The organism is Paludisphaera sp. (genome assembly GCF_037189885.1).
In the GTDB taxonomy this organism is placed as follows: Bacteria; Planctomycetota; Planctomycetia; order Isosphaerales; family Isosphaeraceae; genus Paludisphaera.
In genome coordinates this window covers 44,787-71,015 of record NZ_JBBCIR010000006.1, presented here as the reverse complement: position 1 = coordinate 71,015, position 26,229 = coordinate 44,787, and the positions used below count along the sequence as shown (strand labels likewise).

19 protein-coding genes are annotated in these 26,229 nt (G+C 71.9%); 5 read left to right on the top strand and 14 right to left on the bottom strand.

Translation table 11 applies throughout. The features are described 5' to 3' along the window. Positions 1 to 156: 156 nt before the first annotated feature. Positions 157 to 1,407 (bottom strand): DUF1501 domain-containing protein, encoded by a 1,251-nt coding sequence (locus WG209_RS02270; RefSeq protein ID WP_337173372.1) that lies wholly within the window; start codon positions 1,405 to 1,407, stop codon positions 157 to 159. 10 nt (positions 1,408 to 1,417) lie between these two features. Continuing rightward, positions 1,418 to 3,004 carry a DUF1549 domain-containing protein gene (locus WG209_RS02265; RefSeq protein WP_337173371.1) on the bottom strand — a complete coding sequence of 529 codons (1,587 nt, stop codon included), beginning with the start codon at positions 3,002 to 3,004 and terminating at the stop codon, positions 1,418 to 1,420. Positions 3,005 to 3,523: 519 nt separating this feature from the next. Between WG209_RS02265 and WG209_RS02260 the strand changes: the two genes are divergently transcribed. Together WG209_RS02260 and WG209_RS02255 are read left to right on the top strand one after the other, a co-directional pair. Next, positions 3,524 to 4,111, top strand: coding sequence for a PEP-CTERM sorting domain-containing protein (locus WG209_RS02260; RefSeq protein ID WP_337173370.1), 588 nt, complete (start codon positions 3,524 to 3,526; stop codon positions 4,109 to 4,111). A 146-nt stretch (positions 4,112 to 4,257) separates the two neighbouring features. Further along, on the top strand, positions 4,258 to 5,433 hold the full coding sequence (locus tag WG209_RS02255) for a hypothetical protein (RefSeq protein ID WP_337173369.1): 1,176 nt from the start codon (positions 4,258 to 4,260) through the stop codon (positions 5,431 to 5,433). Between the two features lie 39 nt (positions 5,434 to 5,472). Here the strand turns inward: WG209_RS02255 and WG209_RS02250 are convergent, their stop codons facing one another. The 3 genes from WG209_RS02250 to WG209_RS02240 form a co-directional block, all read right to left on the bottom strand. Continuing rightward, complete coding sequence (locus WG209_RS02250; protein WP_337173368.1) at positions 5,473 to 6,270, bottom strand: glucosamine-6-phosphate deaminase; 798 nt, start codon at positions 6,268 to 6,270, stop codon at positions 5,473 to 5,475. A 52-nt stretch (positions 6,271 to 6,322) separates the two neighbouring features. After that, on the bottom strand, positions 6,323 to 7,276 hold the full coding sequence (locus tag WG209_RS02245) for a PIG-L family deacetylase (protein ID WP_337173367.1): 954 nt from the start codon (positions 7,274 to 7,276) through the stop codon (positions 6,323 to 6,325). Between the two features lie 169 nt (positions 7,277 to 7,445). Next, positions 7,446 to 7,982, bottom strand: coding sequence for a cyclic nucleotide-binding domain-containing protein (locus tag WG209_RS02240; protein WP_337173366.1), 537 nt, complete (start codon positions 7,980 to 7,982; stop codon positions 7,446 to 7,448). A gap of 318 nt (positions 7,983 to 8,300) precedes the next feature. Between WG209_RS02240 and WG209_RS02235 the strand changes: the two genes are divergently transcribed. Beyond that, the gene (locus WG209_RS02235; protein ID WP_337173365.1) at positions 8,301 to 10,079 is read left to right on the top strand and encodes a hypothetical protein; all 1,779 of its coding nucleotides are present in this window, start codon (positions 8,301 to 8,303) and stop codon (positions 10,077 to 10,079) included. An 89-nt stretch (positions 10,080 to 10,168) separates the two neighbouring features. On the opposite strand, the gene treS is transcribed toward WG209_RS02235, so the two are convergent. The 8 genes from treS to WG209_RS02195 all read right to left on the bottom strand — a co-directional run bounded on the left by treS (position 10,169) and on the right by WG209_RS02195 (position 19,438). Next, positions 10,169 to 13,540, bottom strand: coding sequence for a maltose alpha-D-glucosyltransferase (gene treS / locus WG209_RS02230; protein ID WP_337173364.1), 3,372 nt, complete (start codon positions 13,538 to 13,540; stop codon positions 10,169 to 10,171). 127 nt (positions 13,541 to 13,667) lie between these two features. Next, positions 13,668 to 15,044 carry a PFL family protein gene (locus tag WG209_RS02225; protein ID WP_337173363.1) on the bottom strand — a complete coding sequence of 459 codons (1,377 nt, stop codon included), beginning with the start codon at positions 15,042 to 15,044 and terminating at the stop codon, positions 13,668 to 13,670. Beyond that, on the bottom strand, positions 15,031 to 15,633 hold the full coding sequence (locus WG209_RS02220; protein ID WP_337173362.1) for an ACT domain-containing protein: 603 nt from the start codon (positions 15,631 to 15,633) through the stop codon (positions 15,031 to 15,033). Before WG209_RS02220 ends, WG209_RS02225 begins: the two co-directional genes overlap by 14 nt. Positions 15,634 to 15,697: 64 nt before the next feature. Continuing rightward, positions 15,698 to 16,135, bottom strand: a complete 438-nt coding sequence (locus WG209_RS02215) for a DUF423 domain-containing protein (RefSeq protein ID WP_337173361.1) — start codon at positions 16,133 to 16,135, stop codon at positions 15,698 to 15,700. Positions 16,136 to 16,164: 29 nt separating this feature from the next. Continuing rightward, entirely contained in the window at positions 16,165 to 17,559 is a 1,395-nt protein-coding gene (locus WG209_RS02210) for a Mur ligase family protein (protein WP_337173360.1), read from the bottom strand. A gap of 22 nt (positions 17,560 to 17,581) precedes the next feature. Further along, positions 17,582 to 17,977: a response regulator gene (locus WG209_RS02205; protein ID WP_337173359.1), complete on the bottom strand. Its 396-nt coding sequence runs from the start codon at positions 17,975 to 17,977 to the stop codon at positions 17,582 to 17,584. A 122-nt stretch (positions 17,978 to 18,099) separates the two neighbouring features. Then, a complete protein-coding gene (locus WG209_RS02200) occupies positions 18,100 to 18,324 on the bottom strand; it encodes a hypothetical protein (protein ID WP_337173358.1) in 225 nt (74 codons plus the stop codon). 49 nt (positions 18,325 to 18,373) lie between these two features. Further along, positions 18,374 to 19,438 carry a DUF1559 domain-containing protein gene (locus WG209_RS02195; protein ID WP_337173357.1) on the bottom strand — a complete coding sequence of 355 codons (1,065 nt, stop codon included), beginning with the start codon at positions 19,436 to 19,438 and terminating at the stop codon, positions 18,374 to 18,376. 384 nt (positions 19,439 to 19,822) lie between these two features. On the opposite strand from WG209_RS02195, the gene thiS reads away from it, so the two are divergent. Together thiS and WG209_RS02185 are read left to right on the top strand one after the other, a co-directional pair. After that, on the top strand, positions 19,823 to 20,860 hold the full coding sequence (thiS, locus tag WG209_RS02190) for a sulfur carrier protein ThiS (protein WP_337173356.1): 1,038 nt from the start codon (positions 19,823 to 19,825) through the stop codon (positions 20,858 to 20,860). Between the two features lie 34 nt (positions 20,861 to 20,894). Beyond that, positions 20,895 to 22,865: a helicase C-terminal domain-containing protein gene (locus tag WG209_RS02185; protein ID WP_337173355.1), complete on the top strand. Its 1,971-nt coding sequence runs from the start codon at positions 20,895 to 20,897 to the stop codon at positions 22,863 to 22,865. Between the two features lie 104 nt (positions 22,866 to 22,969). Here WG209_RS02185 and WG209_RS02180 read toward each other — a convergent pair whose 3' ends face one another. Next, the gene (locus WG209_RS02180; RefSeq protein ID WP_337173354.1) at positions 22,970 to 26,047 is read right to left on the bottom strand and encodes a CusA/CzcA family heavy metal efflux RND transporter; all 3,078 of its coding nucleotides are present in this window, start codon (positions 26,045 to 26,047) and stop codon (positions 22,970 to 22,972) included. Positions 26,048 to 26,229: the final 182 nt, after the last annotated feature.

Sequence of the window (26,229 nt, the reverse complement as noted above, 5' to 3'; positions counted from 1 at the left end):
AAGGCGCGAGGCTCGTTGCATGGCTGGACCTGGTCCTTTCGCGAGGGCCGTGACATCGGCGGGGCCCGCGCCGGCCGCCGGCGCGACCGCGCGATGTCGACCGTCCGATGGTACCCCCGTCGGGACGCGGCGGGGAGGGCGCGCGCCCGGCCGTCGTCAGCCGATCAGCTCGGGGATCGGCCGGCCCTCGCTCAGCTTGATCGGGCGGCCGGTGACGGGGGCGAAGTTCTCGCGGGAGGGGTCGAGCCCCAGGGCGGAGAGGATCGTGGCGTGGACGTCCTGGACCGGGACCGGGCGGGCGGGATCCTTGAGCCCTTCCGGGTCGGTCCCGCCCAGCGCGAACCCGGCGTTCAGGCCGCCCCCCGCCAGCGCCAGGCTGAAGCCGTTGGTCCAGTGGTCGCGGCCGGCGAAGGGGTTGATCCGGGGCGTCCGGCCGAACTCGCCGCAGCAGAGGACCACCGTCCGATCCAGCAGGTCGCGACGCCGCAGGTCGCGGATCAGGGCCGCGAACGCCGGGTCGAGCACCCCCACCAGCCGGCGGTGGATCTCGTGGTTGTTGACGTGCGAATCCCACCCGTCCAGCGTGACCTCCACGCAGCGCGCCCCGACCTCGATCAGCCGACGCGCCGCCAGGCAGCCGCGGCCGAACGGGGTGTCGCCGTACTCGGCCTGGACCTCGGCCGGCTCGCGCGAGACGTCGAACGCCTGGAGCTGCTTCGAGGTCATCATCGCCCGCGCCGAGGTCACGGCCTTGCGATGGAGCGTCGCCTCCACCCTTCTGGCTCGGCCGCGCGCGAACGCCCGGTCGACGACGTCCAGGTCGAGCGCCCGCCGCTCGTCGCGGTCGGGGGGGACGAACGGCGAGACGTCCGGCAGCTTGCCTCGCGGGTCGTCGACCTGGAAGGCGTCGTACTCCCCGCCGAGGTAGCCGCCGCGGCCCGGCCACTGGCCCGCGAGGATGGAGACGTGGCGGGGGATGTCGACCGGCCCGGCCGGCAGCTCGTGGCAGCAGACGGCGCCGATGGAGGGGTGGACGACGCTCGGGTCGGGGCGATACCCCGTCTTGAGCATGTACGTCCCGCGCTCGTGGTCCCCCTCCTTGCTGGTCATCGACCGGACCAGGGCGACCGAGCCCATCTCGGCCGCCAGGCGTTCGAAGCCCCCGGCCAGCCGGACCCCCCTGGCGGCGGTCTCGATGGCCTTCGTGCCGCCGGAGGTCGGGCCGTCCGGGTGCGGGTCGAAGGTTTCGAGCTGGCTGGGGCCGCCGGCGAGCCAGAGGAGGATGACGGAGGAGGGGGGGCCGTCGGCCCGTTCGGCCCGGAGCGCCAGCGCGTGCGCCGCGGGGGTCAGCCATCCCAGGCCGGCGCCGACGCCCAGCGTCAGGAAGCCGCGACGATCGATCCGCATGGGCGGGCCCTCAATGGTTCCAGGAGGCTTCGGCGGAGTTCAGGAGCGTCCAGAGCAGGTCGGCGGTCAGCTCGGCCCGCGCGCCCCCGCGGACGCCCCGGAACCTCGGCGTGAAGTGGGCGGCCTCCTCGGGCGTCGGCCGGCGGGTCAGCACGCACAGGTAGGCCGATTCCACGAGACGTTCGTCGTCCGGGGCGAGCTTCGCGAGCCGGTTGGAGGCGTTGCCCCACTCCGTCTTGATCCGCTTCTCGATCAGGTCCCCGTTCATGAGCAGGAGCCGCTGGGGCAGCGTGCCGCCGCGAGCGGCGAACTCGTCCTCGCCGGCGTCGCCATAGCGGCGGACGAAATCGTTCCCTTCCGTGTAGGTGGCGAGCCGGACCAGCCATGGCGATCGCGGGCCGATCGTCGCCAGCGAGGCCGATTGCGCCAGGCCGCCGGCCACCTGCTCGGGCCGGAGCCGGGTCATGGGGAACGCGGCCCACGTCTCCTCCTCGGGCGACTCGGCCTCCTCGGGCAGGTCGATCGATTCCAGCCGGAACGCCTCCGTCGCCGCGATGGCTCGGAGCAGCCGCCGGAGGTCGCCGCCGTGCTCGATGAAGTCGGCCGCCAGCAGGTCCAGGGCTTCCGGCGGCTCGTCGACGGAGGGGATGTCGTCGACCGGGTCGACCAGGGGCCGGCCGAAGAGGATCGCCCAGGCCCGGTTGGCGACCGCGCGGCCGAAGTACGGGTTGCGAGGGTCGACAATCCAGGCCGCCAGCCGATCGCGCGGGGGGCCTTCGGCCGGGAGGAGATCGGGGCGCGACGGCACTTCCGGCTCGACCTCGCTCGGCTCCTTCGTCCGGCGGTCCGGCGGGCGGTAGTCGCTCTCGCCGTCGGAGACGCCGCGGAGATTCGACCGGACGCCGCCGAAGAAGGCCGCCAGGCCGCGGAAGTCCGCCTGAGTCCAGGGCTGGAACGGGTGGTCGTGGCACTGGGCGCAGTCGATCCGGGCGCCGAGGAACGCCCGCGAGACCCGCGCGGCCAGGCGCTCGGGGTCGGGCCGCTCGGTCGCTTCGTCGCGGGTCACGGAGACGAAGTTGACGGCGGGGTGGTCGGTCCAGATCCCGCGGCCGGCCACGAGGTCTCGGACGATCTCCGGGTAGGGGCGGTTCTCCAGCAGGGCGTCGCTCAGCCAGGCGACGAGCCGACGCCGCCGGAAGACGATGAACGGGCCGTCTTCCACCCCGACGAACGCCCTCGCGAACCTCTCGGCGAGATAGTCGGCCGAGCGGCGGTCGCGGAGCAACTCCTCGGCCCAGGCGTCGACCCGGCGGCCGGGCCCGATCGCCTCGAACCGCCGGATCTCCTCCAGCGACGGCGGGGCTCCGGTCAGGGCGAGGTTGAGCCGTCGCATCACCGCCAGCTCGGAGGCCAACGGGGCGGGCTCGATCGCCCGGGATTTCCAGGCCTCCCGGAACGCCTCGTCCACCCGCGCCGAGACTCCCGGCCGCGCCAGGGCCTCCACGCGCGACGGGGGCGCGGTACGGATGGCCCCACGACCCGTCGCCATCGCGGCCCCGGCCACGACGCAAATGAACCCGAGGTCTCGCAGGCGCATCGGGAGCACTCCCCATCAAGCATGCCCAGCCCCACGATGGGGATGCGTCCATTACCCCGCCGGGGCCGCCCGCGTTTCAAGAGGGCGCCGCGACCACGGGGTTCGCGATGAAGGCCCTCGGCGTGGGCCGGGTCCTTGACGCATGCGTTGACGGTACCCTTCCGAAGAAATTCAGAATTGACCCGAGCCGGCCGTTCCGTGGACGCGGCGCAATGATTCGGATTGCTGGGGGCATTTATAGTTATCGGGGTAAATTTCGAATGTCGCGAATTTTCTTCTTGCGTGGCGGCGTCGCCACGTCTAATATCGGTCCCGAATACGGAGGAGAACAACGGGTGACATCTTCATGAGTCATCTGTCTCGATGGATTCGAGAGTGCATCGACGCGGGCAATCTTCGGGGACGCTCGCGGATGCTCGGACGCGGCGCGCCGCCCGTGAAGGGTGGATTCGTCTCCCGACTGCATCCAGGGATCGCGGCGGGCCCCAGGACGCACCAACTTTGAGGAGTACAACTTCGATGAAGCTCGGCAAAGTCCTGTTCGCCACCGCATTGGCCCTCACGCTCGGACTCGGGTCCTCGGCGAATGCCGACTCGATCGGGTTCAACGCCAGCGAGATCACGGCCGACGGAGATCCGCTCGGGCCGATCGATGGGGCCACGGTCTTCACCTTCGCCACCGACCTGTTCGGCCCGGATACGCAGGTCACGGTGGACAACCCGACGGGCATCTTCGCGAGCATCGCGGAGGGGACCGAGATCGCCAGCTCCGTCCTCGACCTCGCCGCGGCCGGCGGGGAAGCGGACCCTTATCTCACCCTGACGCTCAACCAGTACAGCTTCCTCGCGACGGGGCTGATCTCCGACCTCTTCGAGAACAACGGCCGCCTGATCACCTTCACGGGCGTCATCAACGGCCCGCCGGGCTTCGACCCGCTCGCCGCCGAGTTCGTGATCTCCTTCACCCAGGCGGGGGGGCCCGGCAACACCATCTCCTACTCGGGCACGCTGGCCACCGCCGTCATCCCCGAGCCCACCTCGGTCGCCATGCTGGCCATCGGCGGCCTGGGCCTGGCCTTCGCCGCCCGCCGTCGCCGCGCCCTCTGACGACCTGACGGGCACGCCGGCGAGCCCGCGCCGAATCGCGACCATCCGCCCGGCCCGCATCCTCCGCGATGCGGGCCGCGTTCGTTTCGAACGATGTTCCCCCGGGGGAGTGAAACGCGGCGTCGGCCGTGGGAGTAATCCTCACCATGGAGACGGTGCCCGCCATCATCGAACCGCCGGGACGAGCGGCCACGCGGACCGCGACCGCGGGCCGCGCGCGACGCGCCGCGGCGCGGCTCGGCGGCGCGGCCGTCTCCGGCGCCGGTTGGGCGTTCGGGCTGGCCTCGCTGGTGGTCGGCCTGGCGGTGCTCACGTCGATCCCGGTGCTGCAACTCCTGGCGTTGGGATACCTGCTGGAATCCTCGGCGCGGGTGGCGCGGACGGGGAGGCTGCGCGACGGCGTCTTCGGCGTGGGGCTGGCCGGGAGGGTCGGCGGGATGGCGCTGGGGGCCGTCGTCGCGATGGTCCCGATGTGGCTCGTCGGGTCGTTCGCCCGGTCGGCGGCGATCGTCGACCCGGGCGGGGCGGTGGAGCGAGGCTGGCGGGTCGCCCTGATCGTCGTCTGGGCGCTCACGACGGCGCATCTGCTGGTCGCGTTCGCGCGGGGCGGGCGGCCCTGGCATTTCCTCTGGCCGTTCGGCGGGCCGTCCTGGCTGCGGCGTCGGTTGCGCGAAGGGGGGCTGTACGCGGATTCGCGCGACGGCTTCTGGGAGTTCGTCGGGAGGTTCCGGCCGGCGCACTACTTCCGGCTGGGGCTGACGGCGTTCGTCGGGACGATGGCGTGGATCGGGCCGCCGTCGGCGATGATCGCGGCGACCACGAGGGCCCCCCTGCTGGCGCCGCTGGGGATGCTCGCCCTGGCCATCGTGGCGCCGATCGTCCCATTCGCTCAGACGGCGTACGCCGTCGAAGGCAGGGCGTCGGCGCTGTTCGGGATGCGGGCGATCCGCGAGCGCTACCGCCACGCGCCCTGGGCGTTCGCCTTCGCGCTCTTCATCCTGCTGGCGGCGTCGATCCCGCTGTATCTGCTGAAGATCGAGATGATCCCGCGCGAGGCCGCGTGGCTGCCGGGGCTGATCTTCGTCGTGTTCCTGTCCCCGGCGCGGCTGCTGGTGGGGTGGGCCTACGCCCGGTCGCTGCGGCGGGAGCGCCGCAGCCATTGGTTCTTCCGGCTGCTGGGCAGGCCGGCGATCGTGGCCGTGGCCGTCGTGTACGTGCTGGTCGTCTTCCTGTCCCAGTACACCTCGTGGGGAGGGGCCTGGAGCCTGTTCCAGCAGCACGCGTTCCTCACCCCCGCGCCGTTCCTATGGTTCGAGCGCTGACGGAGCGGAGCGCAACGGAACGGGACGCGGGAGCTCGATTCAGCCGAGGTCGGCGGCGGCGGGCTCGTCGAGGATCCAGACGACCCGGTCGGCGACCGTGCGGAGGACGGAGGCGGGGACGGCGGCCGTGATCGGGCCCTTGAGCGCCTGGGCGACGATCGGGGCCTTCTTGGCGCCGGTCGCCAGCATGATGATGGAGCGCGCCGCGAGGATCGCGCGGACGCCCATGGTCAGGGCGCGGGGGATGACGGCCTCGGGCGAGCCGAACTCGCGGACGGCGTCGGCCACGGTGATCGGGTGGAGGTCGACCAACCGGGTGGGGAGGGCGGCGAACTCGTCCACGGGGAGGTCGGAGGGCTCGTTGAAGCCGATGTGGCCGTTGCGGCCGATGCCCAGGAGCTGGAGGTCCAGGCCGCCGTCGGCCTCGATCCACCGGTCGAACTGGGCGGCGTGCTCGGCGGCGGCGTGCTCGGGGACCGTGCCGTCGAGGATGTGGGCGCGATTGGCGGCGAGGTCGACCCGGCCGAACAGATGCCGGTGCATGTAGGAGCGATAGCTCAGCGGGTCGAGCGGCTGGATCGGGTAGTATTCGTCCAGGTTGTAGGTCGTCGCGTCGCGGAGCGAGAGCGCGCCGGCGGCGACCCGGGCGGCGAGGAGGCCGTAGACCTTCTCCGGGGTCGCGCCGGTGGCCATGCCGAGCACCGCCTTGCCGCGCGCGGCGACGGCGTCGGCGACGATCCGCTCGATCCGATCGGCGGCGTCCTTGCTGGCGGACTCGGCGTCGGGGTGGACGATCACGGAGGCGTCGGCGACGCGCAAGGGACGTTCGGCGGGCATTGGATGGGCTCGCGGCGGGGGTGATTCGGGTCGTTGGATCGAGGCCGGGCGGTCAGGTCGACGCGGCGGTCCTGGCGGGCCCGGCGGCGGTCGAGGGGGGCGTCGCGGCCCCGCCGGCCTGCTCGCGCAGGAGTCCGAGCGCCCGGTGGATCGGGTCCGGGGGGTTGTTGGTCGCCCGATCGGGGTCGTAATTTTCCAGCTCGAACAGCTCGACGCCGACGAAGCGCTCGTCGGTGCGGTGGGCGCGGCCGGCGAGGCTGTGCCCCTCGGCCCACTCGCGCGTCAGCGCGGCGTAGGCGCGGCCCAGGTGCGAGCAGTACTGGGTGTAGTCGGTCAGGAGGATCTGCGAGGCGTGGCAGTGGATGGCCCACTCCTTGGTGCGCTCGGCCTCGCCGTCATAGGTGAAGTACGCGTTCGGGCGGGCGAGGGGGCCCCAGGGGGTCCAGCCGGTCATGACCAGCGTGTCGTGCAGCCCGGCGCCGAGCAGGCCGACGGCGGCCAGGGCGCGGGTGACGCGGTGGGCGGCGTGGGCGTCGGTCGCCGGCGGGACGATGATCGCGCCGGGGCGACGCTTGACGAACCAGTCGACGACCTTGGCGACGTCGGCCTCGGTGGGGCGGTAGCCGGGCTGGCGGTAGCCTTCCAGGTTCCAGCAGACGGCCTCGGCCCCCAGGACGTTGCATTCGAGGCGGAACTCGGCCTCGCGCATCGTGATCTTCTTCTGGTCGTTGAGCCAGGGCGCCGCGACGTTGCGCTCGCCGGCGAAGACCAGGACCTCGATCACCGGCAGGCCCCGGCGCACGGCGTGGTCGTGCAGCAGGCAGGCGGCGGTGATGGCCCCGTCGTCGGCGTGCGGGCAGAGCATCACCAGGGGGCGGTCCGGGCCCAGCGCGCCTCGGAGCGGCTCGCGGACGTCGACGAGGTGTCCGTGCGCTTCCGACCCGCCGGCGGCCCGGAGGAGGGCGTCGAATTCCGATCGCCGCGAAGGCGTAGACGAGTCGTTCATGGATGCGTCTTGTGGGGGATTGGATGGATTGGGGCGGATTCGGCGGTCGCGCCTCGGGGCGACGCGCGACGTGGGCGGGGGCCGTGATGGAGAGCGAGTCGGGCCTCGCTCCATCCATTGTGCAGTCCGCCCCCGGCCTCGTCAACCGCCGCGGGAGGGGGCATGGGCGTCACAGGGAGTGCTCCGCGAACAGCCGGGCGCGGAAGTCCGACCATTCCGAGGCGGGGCCGCCCCCGGCCTCGGGATGCTCCCGCAGGTGCTCGGCGAACAGCTTGTCGAGGAGGTTGAAGCGCTCGGAGACCGCCCGGACCACGGCCAGCGCCAGGGCCTCGGCGGCGCGGGGGTTCTCGCGGCGGAGCTCCTCGTAGGCCGGGTGATGCAGCGTGAGCAGGCGGACGTCGGACGTCGCCCGGACGGTCGCCGGTGGCCGCGACGGGCAGAAGAACGAGGTCGTGCCGAAGACCGCCGGCGCGACCAACTCGGTGATGAAGTCGACGCGGCCATCCTCCCCGCGCCGGACGATCTCGGCCGTCCCCTCGATTAGGAACGACAGGTGGTCGTTGGGCTCGCCCTGGGCCAGCAACGTCTCCCCCTTCGCGGCGCGCTCCTCGGCCAGCGCCCGCAGGAGGTCCCGCTTGGTCTCGCGATCCGTCGATTCGAGCCAGGGGGCGGCCATGAATCGTTCCGCGTCGTCGGCGTTGATCATCGTCCATCCTCGGTTGATGATTTCGCCCGGGCGTCACGCGGGGAGGGCCCTCGCGCCCGGGAGCCTCCAGGGTATCGCGTTCCGGGATCTTCTTCAAATCGAACGGCGGCGGGGGGGAGGGCGAACCTTGCGGATCCCGGCGAGTTTGGCCGGCGACGGGGTCGCGCCCCCGGCGGCGCGGAGCGGGGCCGGGAAATGGCCCGAGTCGGCCCGCCGGGATGCCGATCCAAGACGACGGATGAGATCGATGGAAGGTCCGGCAAGGAAGCCCAGGGCCGCGGTCGCGGGGAACGCGCCGCCCCGGCGGGAGGAGACGCCATGAGGTCGTCGCGCGTGTCAGTCTGGGCGATTGGCTTGCTGCTCGGGCTCTCCGGCTGCGCCGGGGTCCGCCAGCAGGGGGCGATGCCGGCCCAGGGCGGGCCCGTCGCCGTCGCGTCGGCGCCGACCGGCCCGCGAGGCTGGCTGGCCCGTCGGTTCGGCGGGGGATACTCCCCCGCGGTCCACTCGCAACTCGGCTCCATCCCCCCGGCGTCCGCTTTCCAGGGCGCCTCGGGCGGAGGCTGGGAGGGGGTCCATCAGTTCGCCCGGCCCCCCTGGGTGACGCGCCAGCCCCAGCGCGGGCCCATCTTCGGCGCCAACAACCCGAAGCCGAACCCGTCGCCGGCCGAGCTCAACGAGGCCATCGCCCGGATGACCGCCGGCCGTCGGACCGACGACCAGGTCCTGCCGGTCCGGAACTTCGACAGGCCCCGGCCGGAGGACGACGACGACCACGAGGGTGATTCCCTCGCGGCGTCGGACGTCGGGCTCCCCGACGCCCTGACCGCGGCCCAATCCGACGAGCCCGAGACGGAGCCGACCCCATCGCCCCCCCCCGCCGTCGCCGTCTTGCTGAGCGTCCGCCCCGTCGAAGAACCGGCCAACGCCGACGCCGCGCCGGCCCGCCGGCTCCCCACGGAAGAGGCCGCGCCCGAGTCGGAAATCATGCCCGAGCCCGTGCCCGAACTTAAGCCCGCGCTCACGCCCGAGCCGGAAATCAAGCCCGAGCCCGAAGCCGCGGCCGAGCCGGCGAGCGCGGAGGCCCAGGACTTGAACCTCGTCCGATCCGCCCAGGCTCCTCCCCCGCCGACGATCCGCCCCGAGCCCGGCTCCAGGCCCGCCCCCGCGACGCCGAAGCCAGAGGAGGCCCCCGAGCCGCCGACCGTCGACGAGGCCCCGGCGCTGGAGCCCGTCGCTCCTCCCCCGGCCGAGGAAGCACCCAAGCCGCCCGCGGTTCCCTCGGTCGAGGAGGCCGCCAAGCCCGCCAAGCCCGCCGAGCCGCCGACCGTCGACGAGGCCGCGAAGCCGGCCGAACAGCCCAGCGTCGCTGAGGAACCGAAGGTCGAGGTCGACGAGGCCCCGAAACCGGCCGATTCGAGCCCGCCGGCCCCGCCGACCGTCCCGTCCCCCGAGACCCCGGATTCGGAGACGGAGGAGGCGGGCACGCCTGAGCCGACCTCGAAGACGATCGTCGAGGATGTCGCGCCGGTCGCCCAGGCCCCCGCCCCCCAGTCGCCCGCGCCGACCGCGTTGGCGACGAACCAGACTCAAATCTACGAGTCCCCCATCGCGGCCCCGCCGACGGCCCAGAAGGCACGCCGCTGGTCGTTCTGGAAGTGGAAGTCGACCGGCCACGGCCACGGCCACGGCCACGGCCACGCGATGGCGTCGCCCCAGGCACCGGCCACGCTGCCGCCGGCGACGTTCCCGACCTCCTACGAGTCGGTGTGGGCCAAGCCGCTGGTCCCCAGCCCCCAGTCCGCGCCGGTCGTCCCGTCGGCCCAGGCGGCCCCGGTCGTCGGCAAGGAATCGTGCTGGCTGGTCGACCGCCTCAAGAATCGCGCCCGTCAGTTCAAGGCCTGGAAACACGAGCACATCTGCAAGCACATCCAGGACTTCAAGGCCGCGCTCCGGGGCGACCGCTGCCACGACTGCAAGCACGCCGTGACCCCCAGCCCGCAGGCCGTCCCCAGCCCGCAGGCCGTCCCCACGCCCCAGGCGAAGCCCAGCCCCCAGGACTGGCCCGTCATCGGCGGCTCCCGGTTCGGCCTGTATTGAGGCCCTGGTGGTCGAGAACGAAGCGAACGGCCCGCGGCCTTCTGGCCGCGGGCCGTTCGCGTTCGGGGGGCGTGCGATCCGCGCGGAGGTTACTCCCCGGCGGAGTCGGCGTCCAGCTCATGGAGCAGGGCGCGGATCGGGGCGAGGACCCAGGCGGGGCGGCGGGCCAGATCCTGGCCGAGGTCGTCGAGGGCGCGCTCCAGCAGGAAGATCCGCAGCAGGATGTCGACGTCCTCGCGGGCGGTGGGGAGCACGCCGGGGGCGTCCATCGCGTCGAGGTAGGCGTCGACGAACTGCCGGGCCGCCCGGTCGCGCCAGCTCCGGGCCCAGGGCTCCAGGGCGGCGCGGTCTTCCTCGCGTACCAGGCCGGGGGGCCGGGCCTGCTTGCTGGCCAGGTCGTTGAGGACGACGTGGGCGGCGTAGTCGAACGACCGGATCATCGCCGCGACGTCGCGGAGCGGAGACCGCTTCACCCGGCGTTCGCCGGGGGTGTCGTCGGCGTCCCCCTCGAAGTCGTAGATGACGAAGTCGGTGCCGGTGAAGAGGACCTGGTCCAGCTCGTAGGCGCCGTGGATGCGGATCCGAGAGCCTCCGAAGGGGCGGTCGGCCACGACGCGGAACCGGTCGACGAGGGCGTCGCGCAGGCCGAGGAGGCGGGAGGCCTCGGCGGCGATCGGCCCGGGGAGCTTCGGCGCGGCGGCCGCGAGCTGCGTGAAGACGTGATGCGTCAGGTTGCGCATCGACTGGTAGAGCGACCGCTGGTAGAGCCTGCCGAACGGCTCGGGCCGGAACGCGGCGTCGCCGCGGGCCGAGGCCAGGAGCCGGTGCATCCGCGCCGTCTGGGCGCCCAGCCGCTGGGCGTGGACGTCGAAGGCCGCCATCAGGGTGTCGGGCGCCACCTCCTCGGCCGGGGCCGGGGCCTCGTCCGCGATTCGGGCCTCGTCCGCTAGCGTCGACTCGGCGGGGACGGGCTCCGGCCGGTGGTGGGGGCCGGCGGCCAGCCGCTCGTAGAACAGGCTGAGGTGGTTAAGCGTCATGGCCCAGGCCGTCCCCTGGTTGGGGATGAACTGGTTGAGGATCGCGACGGTGGCCGGCGGCCCGTGCACCCGGCGGTATTCGATGTACCCCAGCACCGGCGCGACGACCAGGGAGTCCTGGCGCTCGGCGAGGAACGACCGCATCTCGAAGTCGGGGTTGATCTCGGACTCGATCGCGCGGAACGTCTTGAGCGTCAGCCGCTCGTCGAAGATCAGCGTGGTGTTGAACCGCTCGCTGCGGGTCAGGAGCGTGGGGACCGGCGGCGCGTCGCCGAGGCCCAGCTCCTCGAGCCCCTTCGAGGCCACGCCGACCAGCTCGCCGTCGGCCAGGGGGACGGTCAGGCCGGAGCGGATCGCCTGCGCCAGCGCGGAGCCGCATTGCGGCGCCGCCAGGGCGTCGCAGAGCACGCCCCGGCGCGGCCCCTCCACGCGGGCCAGCAGCGTCGCCGGGCCCGAGTCCAGCAGCCGCGGGACCTCCTCCTCCGGGACGAGGAGCAGGGGGATGAGGTTGGCGATCGAGCCGTGCTTCTCCAGCTCCGCCCGCACCACCAGCCACTGGACGTCGTCCACCCCCGCCGGGTCGGGGAACGACCGGGTCACGTCGACGTGCACCATCCTGGGGAGGCCCGCCGGCCGCCGACGCTCCAGGAAGGCCGGCAGGATCGGGTCCAGGCGCTCCGATTCCACGCGGGCCAGCTCGGCCCGCCAGTCGCCGGCGACCTCCAGGACGGGGAGGTCGGCGATCCGCATCGGCTCGCTGTCGACCGTCGCCGCGCCCGCCTCGACCGGCTTGACGAGGAACCAGAAGAAGGCGTAGGGGGAGAGGGTCAGCCGGTACGGCCGATCGTCGATCGGCGGCATCAGCGTGTGCCCCGCCAGCTCCTCCAGCGCCGCCCCCTGGAACTCGCGCAGGTCCAGGTCGACGTACTGCATGAACCGCGACAGGTTGGCGACGACGAGGATCGTCTCGTCGCCCAGCCTCCGCGTGAAGGCCAAGATCCGCGAGTTCTCCGGGCGGAGGAACTCGATCGTCCCGCGGCCGAACGCGCGGTGCCCCTTGCGCAGGGCGATCATCCGCTTGGTCCACCAGAGCAGCGAGTTCGGGTTGCGCTGCTGCGCCTCCACGTTCACCGCCTCGTAGTGGTATTCCGGGTCGATGACGACCGGGAAGTAGAGCTTCTGGGGGTTGCAGGTCGAGAAGCCCGCGTTGCGGTCGGGCGACCATTGCATCGGCGTGCGGACGCCGTTGCGGTCGCCGAGGTAGATGTTGTCCCCCATGCCGATCTCGTCGCCGTAGTAGAGGACCGGCGTCCCCGGCAGCGAGAACAGCAGCGCCGTCATCAGCTCGATGCGGCGGCGGTCGTTGTCCAGCAGCGGGGCGAGCCGGCGGCGGATCCCCAGGTTGATGCGGGCCTCCGGGTCCTCGGCGTAGGCGCGATACATGATGTCGCGCTCCTCGTCCGTGACCATCTCCAGCGTCAGCTCGTCGTGGTTCCGCAGGAACATGCACCACTGGCAGTTCTCGGGGATCTCCGGCGTCTGGGCGAGGATGTCGAGGATCGGGTAGCGGTCCTCCTGGTGCAGCGCCATGTACAGGCGGGGCATGACCGGGAAGTGGAACGCCATGTGGCATTCGTCGCCGTCGCCGAAGTACGCGACGGCGTCCTCGGGCCACTGGTTGGCCTCGGCGAGGAACATCCGCTTGGGGGTCGGGAACTTCTCGTCGAGCCGCTCGCGCAGCAGCTTCAGGAAGGCGTGCGTCTCCGGCAGGTTCTCGCAGTTGGTCCCCTCGCGCTCATACAGGTAGGGGATCGCGTCCAGGCGCAGGCCGTCGACCCCCATCTGGAACCAGAAGTCCAGAAGCGGGAAGACGGCCTCCTGCACCGCCGGGTTGTCGTAGTTCAGGTCGGGCTGGTGGGAGTAGAAGCGGTGCCAGTAGTAGGCGTTGGCCACCGGGTCCCACGTCCAGTTGGAGCGTTCGAAGTCCTTGAAGATGATCCGCGCCTCGGAGTACTTCTCCGGGTCGTCGCTCCAGACGTAGAAGTCGCGCTCGACGCTCCCCGGCGGCGCCAGGCGGGCGCGCTGGAACCACGGGTGCTGGTCCGAGGTGTGGTTGAGGACCAGCTCCGTGACGACCTTCAGCCCCAGCTCGTGGGCCTTGCGGAGGAACTCGCGGAAGTCGGACAGCCGGCCGTAGGCGCGGTTGACGGACGTGTAGTCGGCGATGTCGTAGCCGTCGTCGCGCAGGGGGGAGGGGTAGAACGGCAGGATCCAGATCGCGGTGATCCCCAGGTCGCGGAGGTAGGGGAGCTTGAGCGTCAGGCCCGGGAAGTCGCCGATGCCGTCGCCGTTGCTGTCGTGGAAGGCCCGGACGTGGGCCTGGTAGATGATCGCGTCCTTGTACCACAGCCCGTCGTCCGGCATCGTTCTGGCTCCAATGCGTTGCGCCGCGACCCGCGGCGGTCGCGAGCGTGCTCCCCCTTCCCCCGACGGAGGGGGAGGTTCGTCGGGTTTCCCGGGGACTCAAATCCCGTGCCGAAGGGCCCCGGGGTCAGTTCCGCAGGCTGGACAGCGGCGCGGGGATCCGGCCGCCGTGGCGGACGAACTCGGCGGAGCCGCCGGCGGCGTGGATCGGCAGGATGTCCATCTCGCCGAAGAGGCCGCCGAAGACGGCGCGCTCGCCGGCCTTCTTGCCCGGCACGGGGATGACCCGCACCGCGGTCGTCTTGTGGTTGATCACGCCGATGGCCACCTCGTCGGCGATCAGCGCCGAGAGCGTCTCCGCGTCGGTGTCGCCCGGGACGGCGATCATGTCCAGGCCCACCGAGCAGACGGCGGTCATCGCCTCCAGCTTGGCGAGCGTGAGGTCGCCGGCCTCCACCGCCTTCGCCAGCGCCGAATCCTCGCTGACGGCGACGAACGCCCCGGAGAGCCCGCCGACGCTGGAGCTGGCGAAGCTCCCCCCCTTCTTCACCGCGTCGTTCAGGAGGGCCAGCGCCGCGGTCGAGCCGGGGCCCCCCAGCCGCGAGACCCCCATCGCCTGGAGGATCTCGCCGACGCTGTCGCCCACCTGCGGCGTCGGGGCCAGCGACAGGTCCACGATCCCGAACGCCACCCCCAGCCGCGCCGCCACCTCGCGGCCGATCAGCTCGCCGACCCGCGTGACGCGGAACGCCGTGCTCTTGATCTCCTCGGCGATGTCGCCCAGCGTCGGCCGGCTGGGGGCGTGGGCCACCAGGTCCTCGACGGCCGCCTTGACCACCCCGGGGCCGCTCACCCCGATGTTGATCACGCAGTCGGGCTCGCCCTGGCCGTGGAACGCCCCGGCCATGAACGGGTTGTCGTTGGTCGCGTTGCCGAAGATCACGATCTTGGCGCAGCCGAACCCGTCGTCGTCCCGGGTGCGCTCGGCGGTCTCCTTCAGGACGTGCCCCAGCGCCGCCACGGCGTCCATGTTGATCCCGGCCGCCGTCGAGCCGACGTTCACCGACGAGCAGACGCGCTTCGTCGTCGACAGCACCTCCGGCAGGGCGGCGATCAGCCGCCGCTCGGCCTCGGTCCAGCCCTTCTGCACCAGCGCCGTGAAGCCCCCCACCAGGTCGACCTCGACCTCCGCGGCGACGGCGTCCAGCGTCCTCGCCACGGCCAGCAGGCCCTCGGTCGAGTGGCCGGCCGCCACCCGGCCGATCGGGCTCAGGGCGATCCGGCGGTTGACGATCGGGATCCCGTAGCGGCCCTCGACCTCGCGGCAGACGGCGCGCAGGCGGCCGGCGTACTGGATCAGCCGCGCCCGGATCCGGTCGCAGAGCGTCGTCACGTCGGGCGAGGAGCAGGGGGCCAGGTCGATCCCCATCGTGACCGTCCGCACGTCCAGCTTGTGCTGCCGGATCATGCTGAGGGTCGCCAGCACGTCTTCAGTTCGATGCAACGGAGTCTCCTTGGCCGCGAAGCGCGGCGCCGATGCGGACGGGGCTGGGCTCGGTGGTGGCGGCGAAGATGTTCTCGTGCTGGACGAACGCCTCCAGCTTGTGCGCCCGGCCGTACCGCTCCAGCTCGGACCGGATCGCCGCGGGGGTCAGGTCGTGGGGGATCAGCGCCTCCATCACCAGCGAGAAGCGCTCCCCGTCCACCCGCGCGTGCAGGTCGACGATGTTCGCCCCGTGCGCCGCCAGCGACCCGGCGATGCCGTGGACGATCCCGGGGCTGTCGTCCCCCAGGACGGTGAGGATGAACCGCTCGCCGGACGGGACCTGGACCGGCTCGGCGCCGTCCTTGATCTCCGTCACCTGGACCTGCAGGTCGAACCGCCGGCCGCGCTCGTGGATGGCGTCCACGATCTGCTGCCTCGTGGCGGGGGAGGAGGCGAACTCGGCCTCCAGGATGATCGTGAAGTACCCCCGCATGACCGTCTGGCTCAGTTCCAGGACGTTGCCGCCCAGGTCGAGCAGGGCGCCCGTCACCGAGTAGACGATGCCGACGCGGTCGGCCGCGGTGACGGAGATGATGAAGCTGCTCATGGACGCTGACCGATCGCCTTTCGTTCAGGGGGGACGCCGCCGCCCGGCCCTCGGGCCGCGCGATTCAACGAGATTCCGCCGCCACCACGCCGGCGCCGGCCTCGGCCCGATCCGCCGCCGGCCGCCCCACGGAGCCCGCCGCGACCGCCAGCGCCGCCCAGCCCGCCAGGATCAGCAGGCCGCCGGTCGGCGTCACCCACCAGATCCCCTTCACGCTCGTCAGGGCCAGGGCGTAGATCGAGCCCGAGAACAGGACGCCGCCGGCCAGGAACATCCAGCCGGCCAGGTGGAGCGCCGGGCCGGGCCGCCCGAGCGCCTGCAGGATTCCCACGGCGACCAGGGCCAGCGCCATGTAGATATGATAGTCCACGCCGGTCTGGAAGCTGGCGGCCTTGCCCGCCGCCTCCAGCTGCGGCTTCAGCGCGTGCGCGCCGAAGGCCCCGATGGCCACCCCCAGGAACCCCCAGGCGGCGCCCGCCCTCAGCCAGAAGCCGTCTTGCATCTCGGTTGCGTCTCCGTTGCGGTCTCTCGTCATGGCGCGGGGGCGGGGGCGACGGCCGCCGGCTCGCGGCCCGAGACGACGGCCCGCGCCTCGGCCGCCAGGAACAGCGAGCCGGTCACGCAGACCAGGCCGCCCGGCCCGGCCAGCCTTCGAGCGGTCGCCAGCGCCTCCGCCGGGTCGCCGGCCACGACGACCGGCCGGCCGTCGATCGCCTCGGCCGCGGCGGCGACCTCCCCGGCCGGCACCGCCCGGGGGTTGTGCAGGTATTGCGTCGCGACCCGGTCGCGGAACAGGGGGAGCAGCTCGCGGAGCTGGCCGGGCAGGTCCTTCTCGCGGGTCGTCCCGAAGACCAGCGCCCGCGGCACGTCCGGGAAGTGCGCCCGCAGCGTCTCCGCGAGCGCCGCCGCCGAGGCCACGTTGTGCGCCCCGTCGACCACCAGCCAGGGACGGGTGCCCATCACCTCCACACGCGCCGGCCAGCTCAGGCCGGCGAAGCCCCGCGCCGCGTCCGCCGGCGAGACCGCCAGAGACGGATCGACCTCCGCCAGCGCGTCGAGGCCCGCCAGCGCCACGGCCATGTTGTGCGCCTGGTGTGGACCGAGCAGCGGCACGTCGAGCACGCCCCAGTCGGTCCGCCAGGTCCGCGCCGCCGCGCGCGAGGGGGTCGGCCGGTCGATCGGCGGCGCCGGCGGGAACTCCTCGTACCGGAAGTCCGCGTCGATCTCCCGGAGCCGACGCCGACGCGCCCGGGCGACCTGGCGCACGACCGCGCGGGCCTCCTCCTCGCGGACGCCGCTCACGGCCGCCGCGCCGCGCTTGAAGATCCCCGCCTTCTCCCGCGCGATCGCCCCCAGCGTGTCGCCGAGCTGCCGGGTATGGTCCAGCGCGATGCTCGTGACGATCGCCACCAGCGGCCGGACGATGTTGGTGGAGTCCAGCCGCCCCCCCATGCCCACCTCCAGGACGACCGCCCCGGTCCCCCGGCGGGCGAAGTGGAGCAGGGCCATCGCGGTGGTGATCTCGAAGAACGTCGGCCCGATCCGGTCCGAGCCCCGATCCGCGGCCTCCATCGCCTCCACCGCCGCGCGGACCTCGTCCACCAGCCCGGCCAGCTCGTCGGGGGCGATCGGCCGGCCGTCGATGACGTACCGCTCCTCCAGCCGCTCCAGGTGCGGCGAGGTGTACAGGCCGGTCTTCACCCCGGCGGCGGCCAGCGCCGCGGCCATCATGGCGGCGGTCGACCCCTTCCCCTTGGTCCCGGCGACGTGGACGACGCGCAGGCCCTTGTGGGGGTCGCCCAGCCGCCGCAGCAGTCGGCGCATGCGCCCGAGGCCGAGATCCGCGAGCGCCCGGGGCATGCCCACGCGCTCGTAGTCCAGCCGGCCGTAGAGGTAGTCCAGGCGATCCTGGTGGGGGTCGAGCATGACGAACCCGAGGGTGTCGACGTTATGGGGGCGATGGGCCGTCGGCCGCGTCCGGCCCGAGAAGGGCGCGAATCCGGTCGGCCAGCACGGCGAGCGAGAGATCCTTGGTCCAGTAGGCCACGGCCCCCAGCGCGAAGCCTTCGAGCCGGGTCTCGGCGTCCCGCTGGTGGGTGAGCATGACGACCTTCAGGCCGATCGCCTCGCGGGAGTCGCGGAGCTGTTCCAGGACCTCCAGCCCGTTGAGGACCGGCATCCAGTGGTCGAGCACCAGGAGGTCCGGCCGGTGGGCGCGGACCAGCTCCGCCGCCTCGGCGCCGTCGGCGGCCTCCCAGACGACGCAGCCCAGCCGTCGCAGGAATTCGGCGTAGACGGCCCGGAGATCGGGCTCGTCCTCGGCCAGCACGACGATCGCGCCCACGCCTTCCCCCCATCGCCCCGCGAGAACCGAGCGCCCCTCCTCACGCCGTCACCAGCATACCTTCCCCGCCGTCGGTCCGCCATGGCCGGGGCCGCGACCCGCCCGCGCCCGGGGCGGGCGGACTAGAGGTCGTCCCGGATGCGCGGAGAAGGGGCCGTCCCGGGCTTCGGCGTCCCGGGGCCGATGGGCTCCTTGGCGGGCCTCGCCCGCTTGCCGATCCGCGCCTTCGTCGCGGCGGGGGGCCCGTCGACGGCCGGCCCCGGCGGCGGCGTGGACGCGGGCTCGGGACAGCCCGCAAAGCAGGCGGCGGCGACGAGGCAGGCCGCGAGGAAACGGCGAATCTTCACGACGGGCGTACTCCAGGGGGGAACGACGCGCGGCGGACAAGCCGCCGGTTTACCACGTGTCGGCGCTCACGACCTCGCCGCCGGCCCGCGTGGCCAGCGACCTGTAGGTCGGGACGCTGATCGAATCCCGGACGAATCGAACCGAACCGTCGACCATCGCGAAATTGGCCCCCCCCGGATGCGGGCCGCGGAACCCCATGTTGCCGAGGTTCAGGCAGGCCGGTACGGCGATCCAGTCGGGAGGGTAGGAGACGACGCCGAGGCATCCCAGGAAGACGGAGCTGCCACGGTCGCGCGGCGCGTTCAGCCTCGGCACGCAGGAGGCCCCCCCGGTGACGCGGATGTCGCCCCAGGCGTCGTCGCCGGCGTCCGGGCCGTTCCACCAGCCGCCGATGTAGTTCAGGTAGAAGAACGACGACCCGGGCTCGTCCTTGAAACGCGAGGTCTCGCCGAAGAGGAACGTGTTGCTCGTCCCGTCCACGAACGCCGGCAGGCGATGCGTCGCGTTCGTCCCGAACGCCCCGTCGCCGGGGACCTGGTTGCAAAGCTCGGGGTGCCTCCCCGCCGGATCCGGCATGGCCCCCGTCGTCGACCAACTCAGGAGGTACTGCTCCTCCAGGCCGTTGCTGGTCGCGTAGGAGGCCTGCGGCGACGAGATGAGCCCCGGCCCCACGAGGCGGGCCGCCTGGGTGTCCGAGGGGCAGACGTAGGTCGACACCATGGTCGTGCCGGCGGTCACGTTCGCCGCGCTGTTGTACGGGCGTATGAGGTTGAAGGCGTTGTAGCCCGCGCCCGCCTCAAGATAGGGGAGGATGTAGCAGAACGCCGTGTGGTTCAGCGCGGACTCCCACGAGCACGGCTCCCTGACGGTCCGCGAGAACGGCGTCCGGCTGACCGTGCGACGCCCGAACGGGAGGCTGCCATGAATGGACTCGTAATTCAGGGTCGCCAGCGCGATCTGCTTCAGGTTGTTGACGCATCGCGCCCGCCGCGCCGCCTCTCGGGCCGCCTGGACGGCCGGCAACAGCAGGGCGATCAGGACCGCGATGATCGCGATCACCACCAGGAGCTCGATCAGCGTGAAGCCGCGGTCGAATCGTCGAGGCCGATACATGGCTGGACTCCATGGGGTCCGTCCGGGATCGCCATCGACCCCGAATGGTCCGGGAAGGCCGAAGGCGATTCTCCGAGCGAGGAAGCGCCAGGGCCGCGGCCGGCTCGATACGCGCCCGCCCGGCGTTCCCGCATGGAAAAACTTAACATGCCGGCCGAGGATTTCTTAATTATGCAACTCCCGGTCCCGACGCGCGGGGGCGCGGGCGCGGATCGGGATCGGTGGGAGACCGCGATTGACCCCCCGGCCGGGGCGGGGCTACGATGGATCCGTCCACGCCCGACCGATGGCCGCCGGGCGGCCGGGCGACATCCTTCAGACATTCAGGGGCGGCGAGCCGAGGCCCGGCGGGGGTCGGGCGGGCCGCGGGACGGTGGATCGATCGTGGAGATCACGCTCAACGGCCAGCGACGCGACGTGCCGGACGACCTCACGGTGGCCCGGCTGCTCGGCCTGCTGGAACTCAAGCCCGAGCACGTCGCGGTGGAGGTCAATCGCGACCTCGTCACCCGCTCCCGGCACGAGGGGGCCACGATCGCCCCCGGCGACGAGGTGGAGATCGTCACGCTGGTCGGCGGCGGAGCCCCCGACCCCGCCGCGCCGGAGCCCCCGCAGCTGACCATCGGCGGCCACTCCGTCCGCAGCCGCCTGTTCGTCGGCACCGGGAAGTACTCGTCCCTGGAACTGATGCGCGAGTGCCTGGAGGCCAGCGGGACCGAGGTCGTCACCGTCGCGGTCCGCCGAGAGCGCCTGTTCGACCGCGAAGGCCGCAACATCCTCGACTTCCTGGACCCGAAGCGGTACACGATCCTCCCCAACACGGCCGGCTGCTTCAACGCCGAGGAATCGCTGCGCACCGCGCGGCTGGGCCGCGAGCTGCTCCAGGGCCTCGGCAACCCGGGTGCCGACTGGGTCAAGCTGGAGGTCCTCGCCGACCCGCGCACGCTGCTGCCGGACCCCGTCGCCACGCTGGAGGCGACCCGGGTGCTGGTCGCCGAGGGCTTCCACGTCCTCTGCTACACCAGCGACGACCCGATCATGGCGCGCCGGCTCAAGGAGGCGGGCGCGGCGACGGTCATGCCGGCCGGCAGCCCGATCGGCAGCGGCCAGGGGGTCCTCAACCCCAACAACATCCGCATCATCCTGGAAGACCTCAAGCGGGACGACCCGAACTACCCCGTCATCATCGACGCCGGCGTCGGCACGGCGAGCGACGTGGCGATCGCCATGGAGCTGGGGTGCGACGGCGTGCTGCTGAACACCGGGATCGCCGGCGCCGCCGACCCGCTCCGCATGGCCCACGCGATGCGGCTGGCGGTCGAGGCCGGCCGGCTGGCGGCCGGGGCGGGGCGGATCGAGCGGAAGCTGTACGCCACCGCCTCCAGCCCGACCCAGGGATTGATCGCCGGCCGCGGCGCCTGAACCTCGCCGCGCACTCACAGGGACGACCCCAAGCATGCCGCTGGACACGGCCTCGATCCTCGGACCCGACGGCGCCGTCGCGCGTCGGCTCCCCCGCTATGAGGCCCGCGACGAGCAGTTGCGCATGGCCGAGGCGGTCGCGAAGGCCATCGACGGCGGGGGCCACCTCGTCGTCGAGGCCGGCACGGGGGTCGGCAAGAGCTTCGCCTACCTCGTCCCGGCCATCCTCGCGGCGGTCGAGCAGAAGAAGAAGGTCGTCGTCTCCACGCACACGATCGCGCTCCAGGAGCAGCTGCTCCAGAAGGACGTGCCGTTCCTGCGCTCGGTGATGCCGCAGGAGTTCTCGGCCGTGCTGGTGAAGGGCCGCGGCAATTACGTCAGCCTGCGCCGGCTCGACGCCGCCGCCGCCCGCGCCGGGTCCACCTTCAGCAAGCCCGAGGAGTTCGACCAGCTCGCCGAGATGAAGCTCTGGGCCGCCAGGACGAAGGACGGCACCCGCTCCGACCTGGACTTCAAGCCGCTCCCCTCGGTGTGGGACGCCGTCCAGAGCGAGAACGGCAACTGCATGGGCCGCCAGTGCCCGCGCCACAAGGACTGCTTCTACTTCCAGGCCCGTCGCCGGATCTGGACGGCCAACATCCTGATCGTCAACCACGCGCTGTTCGTCTCCGACCTGGCGATGCGGTCGTCGGGCTACGGACTCTTGCCGGATTACGACGTCGCCATCTTCGACGAGGCCCACACGCTGGAGTCGGTGGCGGGCGAGCACCTGGGCATCCAGCTATCGAACGTCGGGATCGACTACGTCCTGTCGCGGCTCCACAGCGAGCGGACGAAGAAGGGGATCCTCGCCGCCCACGGGCTTTCCGACGCCGTCGAGCAGGTGCGTCGGGTCCGCGCCGCGGCCGACGACTTCTTCGAGGTGATGACCGAGTGGCACGGCCGGCAGTCGTCCCCCACGGCGAGGGTTCGCCAGCCGATCCACGTCTCCGACACGCTGGCCGAGGAGTTGAAGCGGCTGACCACGGCCATCGACCGGGGCGCGGAGCACGTCGAGACCGACGAGCAGCGGATCGAGCTTTCCGCCGCCGCCGAGCGCTGCGAGGGCCTGGCGATGGAGGTCCGGACCTGGGTCCGGCAGGCGGTCGAGGGGCAGGTCTACTGGGTCGAGTCCGAGCCCGGGCCGAGACGCCGCATGCGCCTGGCCTCCGCGCCGCTGGACGTCGGCCCGACGCTCCGGCGCACGCTGTTCGAGGCGACGCCGACGTGCGTCCTCACCTCGGCCACGCTCTGCGTCGGCTCGCCGCCCAAGTTCGACTTCTTCAAGGCGCGCGTCGGCCTGACCCGCGCCGCGACGCTCGCCCTGGGGAGCCCCTTCGACTACCCCAACCAGGTGACGATCCACCTCGCGCGCAACCTGCCGGACCCCTCGACCGCCCCGCGCGACTTCGAACGCGACGTGGTGATGGCGATCGCGCATTACCTGGATCAGACGCGGGGCAAGGCGTTCGTCCTGTTCACGTCGTATAAGATGCTGGAATCCGCCGCGAGGACGCTGGCGCCGTGGCTGGCCGAGCGGAACATCGCCCTGTTCGCGCAGGGGGAGGGGATGTCCCGGACCAAGATGGTGGAGGCGTTCAAGAGCGACGTCAACAGCGTCATCTTCGGCGCCGACAGCTTCTGGCAGGGGGTGGACGTCCCGGGCGAGACGCTCTCGAACGTCATCATCGTCCGCCTGCCGTTCTCGGTCCCGACCCACCCGCTGCTGGAGGCCCGGCTCGAGGACCTCAAGCGGCGCGGCGGCAACCCATTCTTCGACTACCAGATCCCGGAGGCGGTCATCAAGCTGAAGCAGGGCTTCGGCCGCCTGATCCGTTCCAAGTCCGACCACGGCATCGTCGCCATCCTGGACCCCCGCGTCCTGACCAAGCCCTACGGCAAGACCTTCCTCAACTCGCTCCCCGAATGCCCCCGCGTCGTCGACACCCGCGATTTCGGCCGATGACGGGCCGTTGCCGTTGACGCCGGAGCATGCCCATCAAGGGTGAAACGCGCGTCCCCCTCCCCGGGGGGAGGGGGGACTTCCATCGGCCGCTCTCGGCGGCCTTGTCACGACTCGCCGTGCCGCGGCGCGAACCACGGATAGATCGCGGGGAGGACCAGCGACGTCAGCAACGTCGAGGTGAACAGGCCGCCGATCACCACCGTCGCCAGCGGGCGCTGGATCTCCGCGCCGGGGGTCGTGGCCGTGGCCATGGGGATGAAACCCAGGCCGGCGACGAGCGCGGTCATCAGGATCGGCCGCAGGCGGACGATGGACGCCTCGCGCGCGGCATCGTGGGCCTCGACGCCGTCGGCGCGCAGGTGCTCCACGGCGCTGACCCAGACCAGGCCGTTGAGCACCGCGACGCCGAACAGCGCGATGAAGCCGACCGCCGCGGAGATCGAGAACGGCAGCTCGCGCGCGGCCAGCGCGAAGACGCCCCCCGTCGCCGCGGTGGGGACCGCCGTGAAGATCAACATCGACAGCCGCATCGAGTGGAACGAGCTGTACAGCAGCAGGAACAGCAGCACCAGGGCCACCGAGGCCACGATCGCCAGCCGCTTCTCGGCCGACTCCAGGTGCTCGAACTGGCCGCCCCACTTCAGGATGTAGCCCGGCGGCAGCTCGACCTGCTCCGCGATGGCCTCCTGCGCCTCGTGGACGAACCCGGACAGGTCGCGGCCCCGGATGTTCACGCCGACGTACACCCGACGGCTGATGTTCTCCCGCTCGACCTCGCCGGGCCCTTCCTCCATCCGGATGTCGGCCAGGTCCTTCAGCGGGATCGGCCGGCCCATGGAATCGACGACCCGGATCGAGCCGATCTTCTCGGCGTCGTCCCGCCAGGAGAGGGGCAGCCGGATCTGGAGCGGCCGGCGGATGTTCCCCTCGAAGACCGTCCCGACCGTCGTCCCGCCGAGCGCCGAGACGACGTCGAGCACGTCGGAGCCCTTGATGCCGTAGCGGGCCAACTGGTCGCGCCGGACCTCGATCTGGAGCATGGGGAGCCGGCCCGCGGAGGGGATCTTCACGTCGTGCGCCCCCTCGATGCGCGAAAGCACGCGCTCGACCTCCGCCGCCTTCTGGCGCAGGACGTCCAGGTCGGGCCCGTAGATCAGCGCCGCGACGTCGCTCTTGACGCCGGCGACCAGCTCGTTGACGCGCATCTCGATCGGCTGGCTGAATCCGAACTTCACGCCCGGCACGTTCTCGCCCAGCAGCGCGTCCATCTCCTCGATGAGCATGTCGCGGGTGATCCCCGGTCGCCACTGGTCGCGGGGCTTGAGCATGGTCCAGACGTCGGTCTGATGCACGCCCATCACGTCGTTGGCGATCTCCGGCCGCCCCGTCTTGCAGAAGACGGTGCGGACCTCCGGGAACGTCCGCAGCAGCTCCTCGATATGGGTGGAGATCTCCACGGCCCGCTCCAGCGGCGCGGAGGGGATCTGGACGGCCTCGATGAGCAGGTCCCCCTCGTTCAGCCTGGGCATGAACTCGCCGCCGAGGTTGTAGCCGATCGGCACGCTCGCCCCCACCAGCGCCAGCGACGTCGTCGCCGCGAAGGCGGGGCGTCGGATGAAGAAGTCGAGAACCGGGACGTACAGCCGCTTGAGCTGGCGGATCAGCCACAGTTCCTTCTCCTCCGGCCGGGCGCTGAGGCCCAGCGACGCCATCACCGGCATGAACGTCAGAGAAAGGACGAGCGAGCCCGCCAGCGCGAAGACCACCGTCAGCGCCATCGGCCGGAACAGCTTCCCCTCCTGGCCCTGAAGCGCAAGGATCGGCAGATAGACCGTCATGATGATCAGCTCGCCGTACATCGTCGGCTTGCGGACCTCGATGGCGGCGTCGCGGACGATGTCCTCCTTGGGCCGCGTCCCCCCCTCGTGGCCCAGGCGCCGGACGCAGTTCTCCACCATGATGACCGAGCTGTCGACGATCAGCCCGAAGTCGATCGCCCCCAGGCTCATCAGGCTGGCGGAGACCCCCGTCAGGTACATCACGTCGGCCGCGAACAGCATGGAGAGCGGGATCGCCATCGCCACGATGATCCCGCCCCGCAGGTTCCCCAGCATCACCAGCAGGACCGCGATCACCAGGACGCCCCCCGCCGTGAGGTTGTGCAGCACGGTGTCGAGCGTGTCGCGGACCAGGTGCGCGCGGTCGTAGAGCGGCTCGATCGTGACCCCCGGCGGCAGCGACTTCTCCAGCTCGGCCAGCTCCGCCTTGACGTCCTCCACGACCCGCCGGCCGTTCTCGCCGATCAGCATCATCACCAGCCCGACGACGATCTCCCCCTGGCCGTCGCGCGTGGCGAGGCCGGACCGGATCATCGGCGCGGGGTGGACGCTCGCCACGCTGCCGATCGTCACCGGGACGCCGTCGCGCTCGTCGACGACGATGGCGGCGATGTCCTCCACCGTCCTCGCCTGGCTCACGCCGCGGATGTACCGGGCCTCCCCCTCGTGGACGAGGTAGCCCCCCCCGGCGTTGGCGTTGTTGGTCTGGAGCGCGTCGAACAGGTGGGTGATGGAGAGGCCGTACTCGCCCAGCCGGTCCGGGTCCACCTCCACCTGATACGTCTTCAGCTCGCCGCCGTGGGCGTTGATCTCGGTGACGCCCGGGACCTTCCGCAACTGGTACGAGATGAACCAGTCCAGCAGCGAGCGCAGCTCCATGGGCGTGACCGACGACCCGGGTTCCGCCTTCACCTGGAACTGGAAGACCTCCCCCAGCGCCGTGGCGATCGGCCCGAGCGTCGGCGTGCCGTACCCCTTGGGGATCGCCTCCATCGCGCGGGGGATGCGCTCGCTGACGAGCTGCCGGGCGCGGAGGATGTCCGTCCCCTCGTGGAAGATGATCGTGACGACCGAGATCCCGAACTTGGAGATCGACCGGATCTGCTCCACGTTCGGCAGGCCGCTCATCGCCGACTCCACCGGGAACGACAGCAGCGACTCCACCTCCAGCGGCGAGAGCGCGGGCGCCTCGGTGATGACCTGCACCTGCACGTTGGTCAGGTCGGGGATCGCGTCGATCGGCAGGTTGACCGCCGCGTACACCCCCATCCCCGCCACCAGCGCCGTGCCGACCAGGACGAAGAATCGATTGTGGAGCGACCAGGTGATGATGGCGTTGAGCATGGCTTTCCGGGGGAAGGCGGGGCGGGGGGCGGAATCGGTGGGCCGCGGTTTGACCGAGGAATACGGAGACGAAATTCGTCCCCTCTCCCGCCGGGAGAGAGCGGCCGCGCCAGCGGAGGGTGAGGGTCGTCGCGTTTCGGGGATAACGCCGGTCTCGCGGACCATGAAGCGTCGCGATGCCC

Excerpts from the sequence above, each read along its gene's own strand:
- WG209_RS02270 (WP_337173372.1), bottom strand. The coding sequence starts at position 1,407 with ATGCGGATCGATCGTCGCGGCTTCCTGACGCTGGGCGTCGGCGCCGGC.
- WG209_RS02265 (WP_337173371.1), bottom strand. The coding sequence starts at position 3,004 with ATGCGCCTGCGAGACCTCGGGTTCATTTGCGTCGTGGCCGGGGCCGCG.
- WG209_RS02260 (WP_337173370.1), top strand. The coding sequence starts at position 3,524 with ATGAAGCTCGGCAAAGTCCTGTTCGCCACCGCATTGGCCCTCACGCTC.
- WG209_RS02255 (WP_337173369.1), top strand. The coding sequence starts at position 4,258 with ATGGAGACGGTGCCCGCCATCATCGAACCGCCGGGACGAGCGGCCACG.
- WG209_RS02250 (WP_337173368.1), bottom strand. The coding sequence starts at position 6,270 with ATGCCCGCCGAACGTCCCTTGCGCGTCGCCGACGCCTCCGTGATCGTC.
- WG209_RS02245 (WP_337173367.1), bottom strand. The coding sequence starts at position 7,276 with ATGAACGACTCGTCTACGCCTTCGCGGCGATCGGAATTCGACGCCCTC.
- WG209_RS02240 (WP_337173366.1), bottom strand. The coding sequence starts at position 7,982 with ATGATCAACGCCGACGACGCGGAACGATTCATGGCCGCCCCCTGGCTC.
- WG209_RS02235 (WP_337173365.1), top strand. The coding sequence starts at position 8,301 with ATGAGGTCGTCGCGCGTGTCAGTCTGGGCGATTGGCTTGCTGCTCGGG.
- treS (WP_337173364.1), bottom strand. The coding sequence starts at position 13,540 with ATGCCGGACGACGGGCTGTGGTACAAGGACGCGATCATCTACCAGGCC.
- WG209_RS02220 (WP_337173362.1), bottom strand. The coding sequence starts at position 15,633 with ATGAGCAGCTTCATCATCTCCGTCACCGCGGCCGACCGCGTCGGCATC.
- WG209_RS02215 (WP_337173361.1), bottom strand. The coding sequence starts at position 16,135 with ATGCAAGACGGCTTCTGGCTGAGGGCGGGCGCCGCCTGGGGGTTCCTG.
- WG209_RS02210 (WP_337173360.1), bottom strand. The coding sequence starts at position 17,559 with ATGCTCGACCCCCACCAGGATCGCCTGGACTACCTCTACGGCCGGCTG.
- WG209_RS02195 (WP_337173357.1), bottom strand. The coding sequence starts at position 19,438 with ATGTATCGGCCTCGACGATTCGACCGCGGCTTCACGCTGATCGAGCTC.
- WG209_RS02185 (WP_337173355.1), top strand. The coding sequence starts at position 20,895 with ATGCCGCTGGACACGGCCTCGATCCTCGGACCCGACGGCGCCGTCGCG.
- WG209_RS02180 (WP_337173354.1), bottom strand. The coding sequence starts at position 26,047 with ATGCTCAACGCCATCATCACCTGGTCGCTCCACAATCGATTCTTCGTC.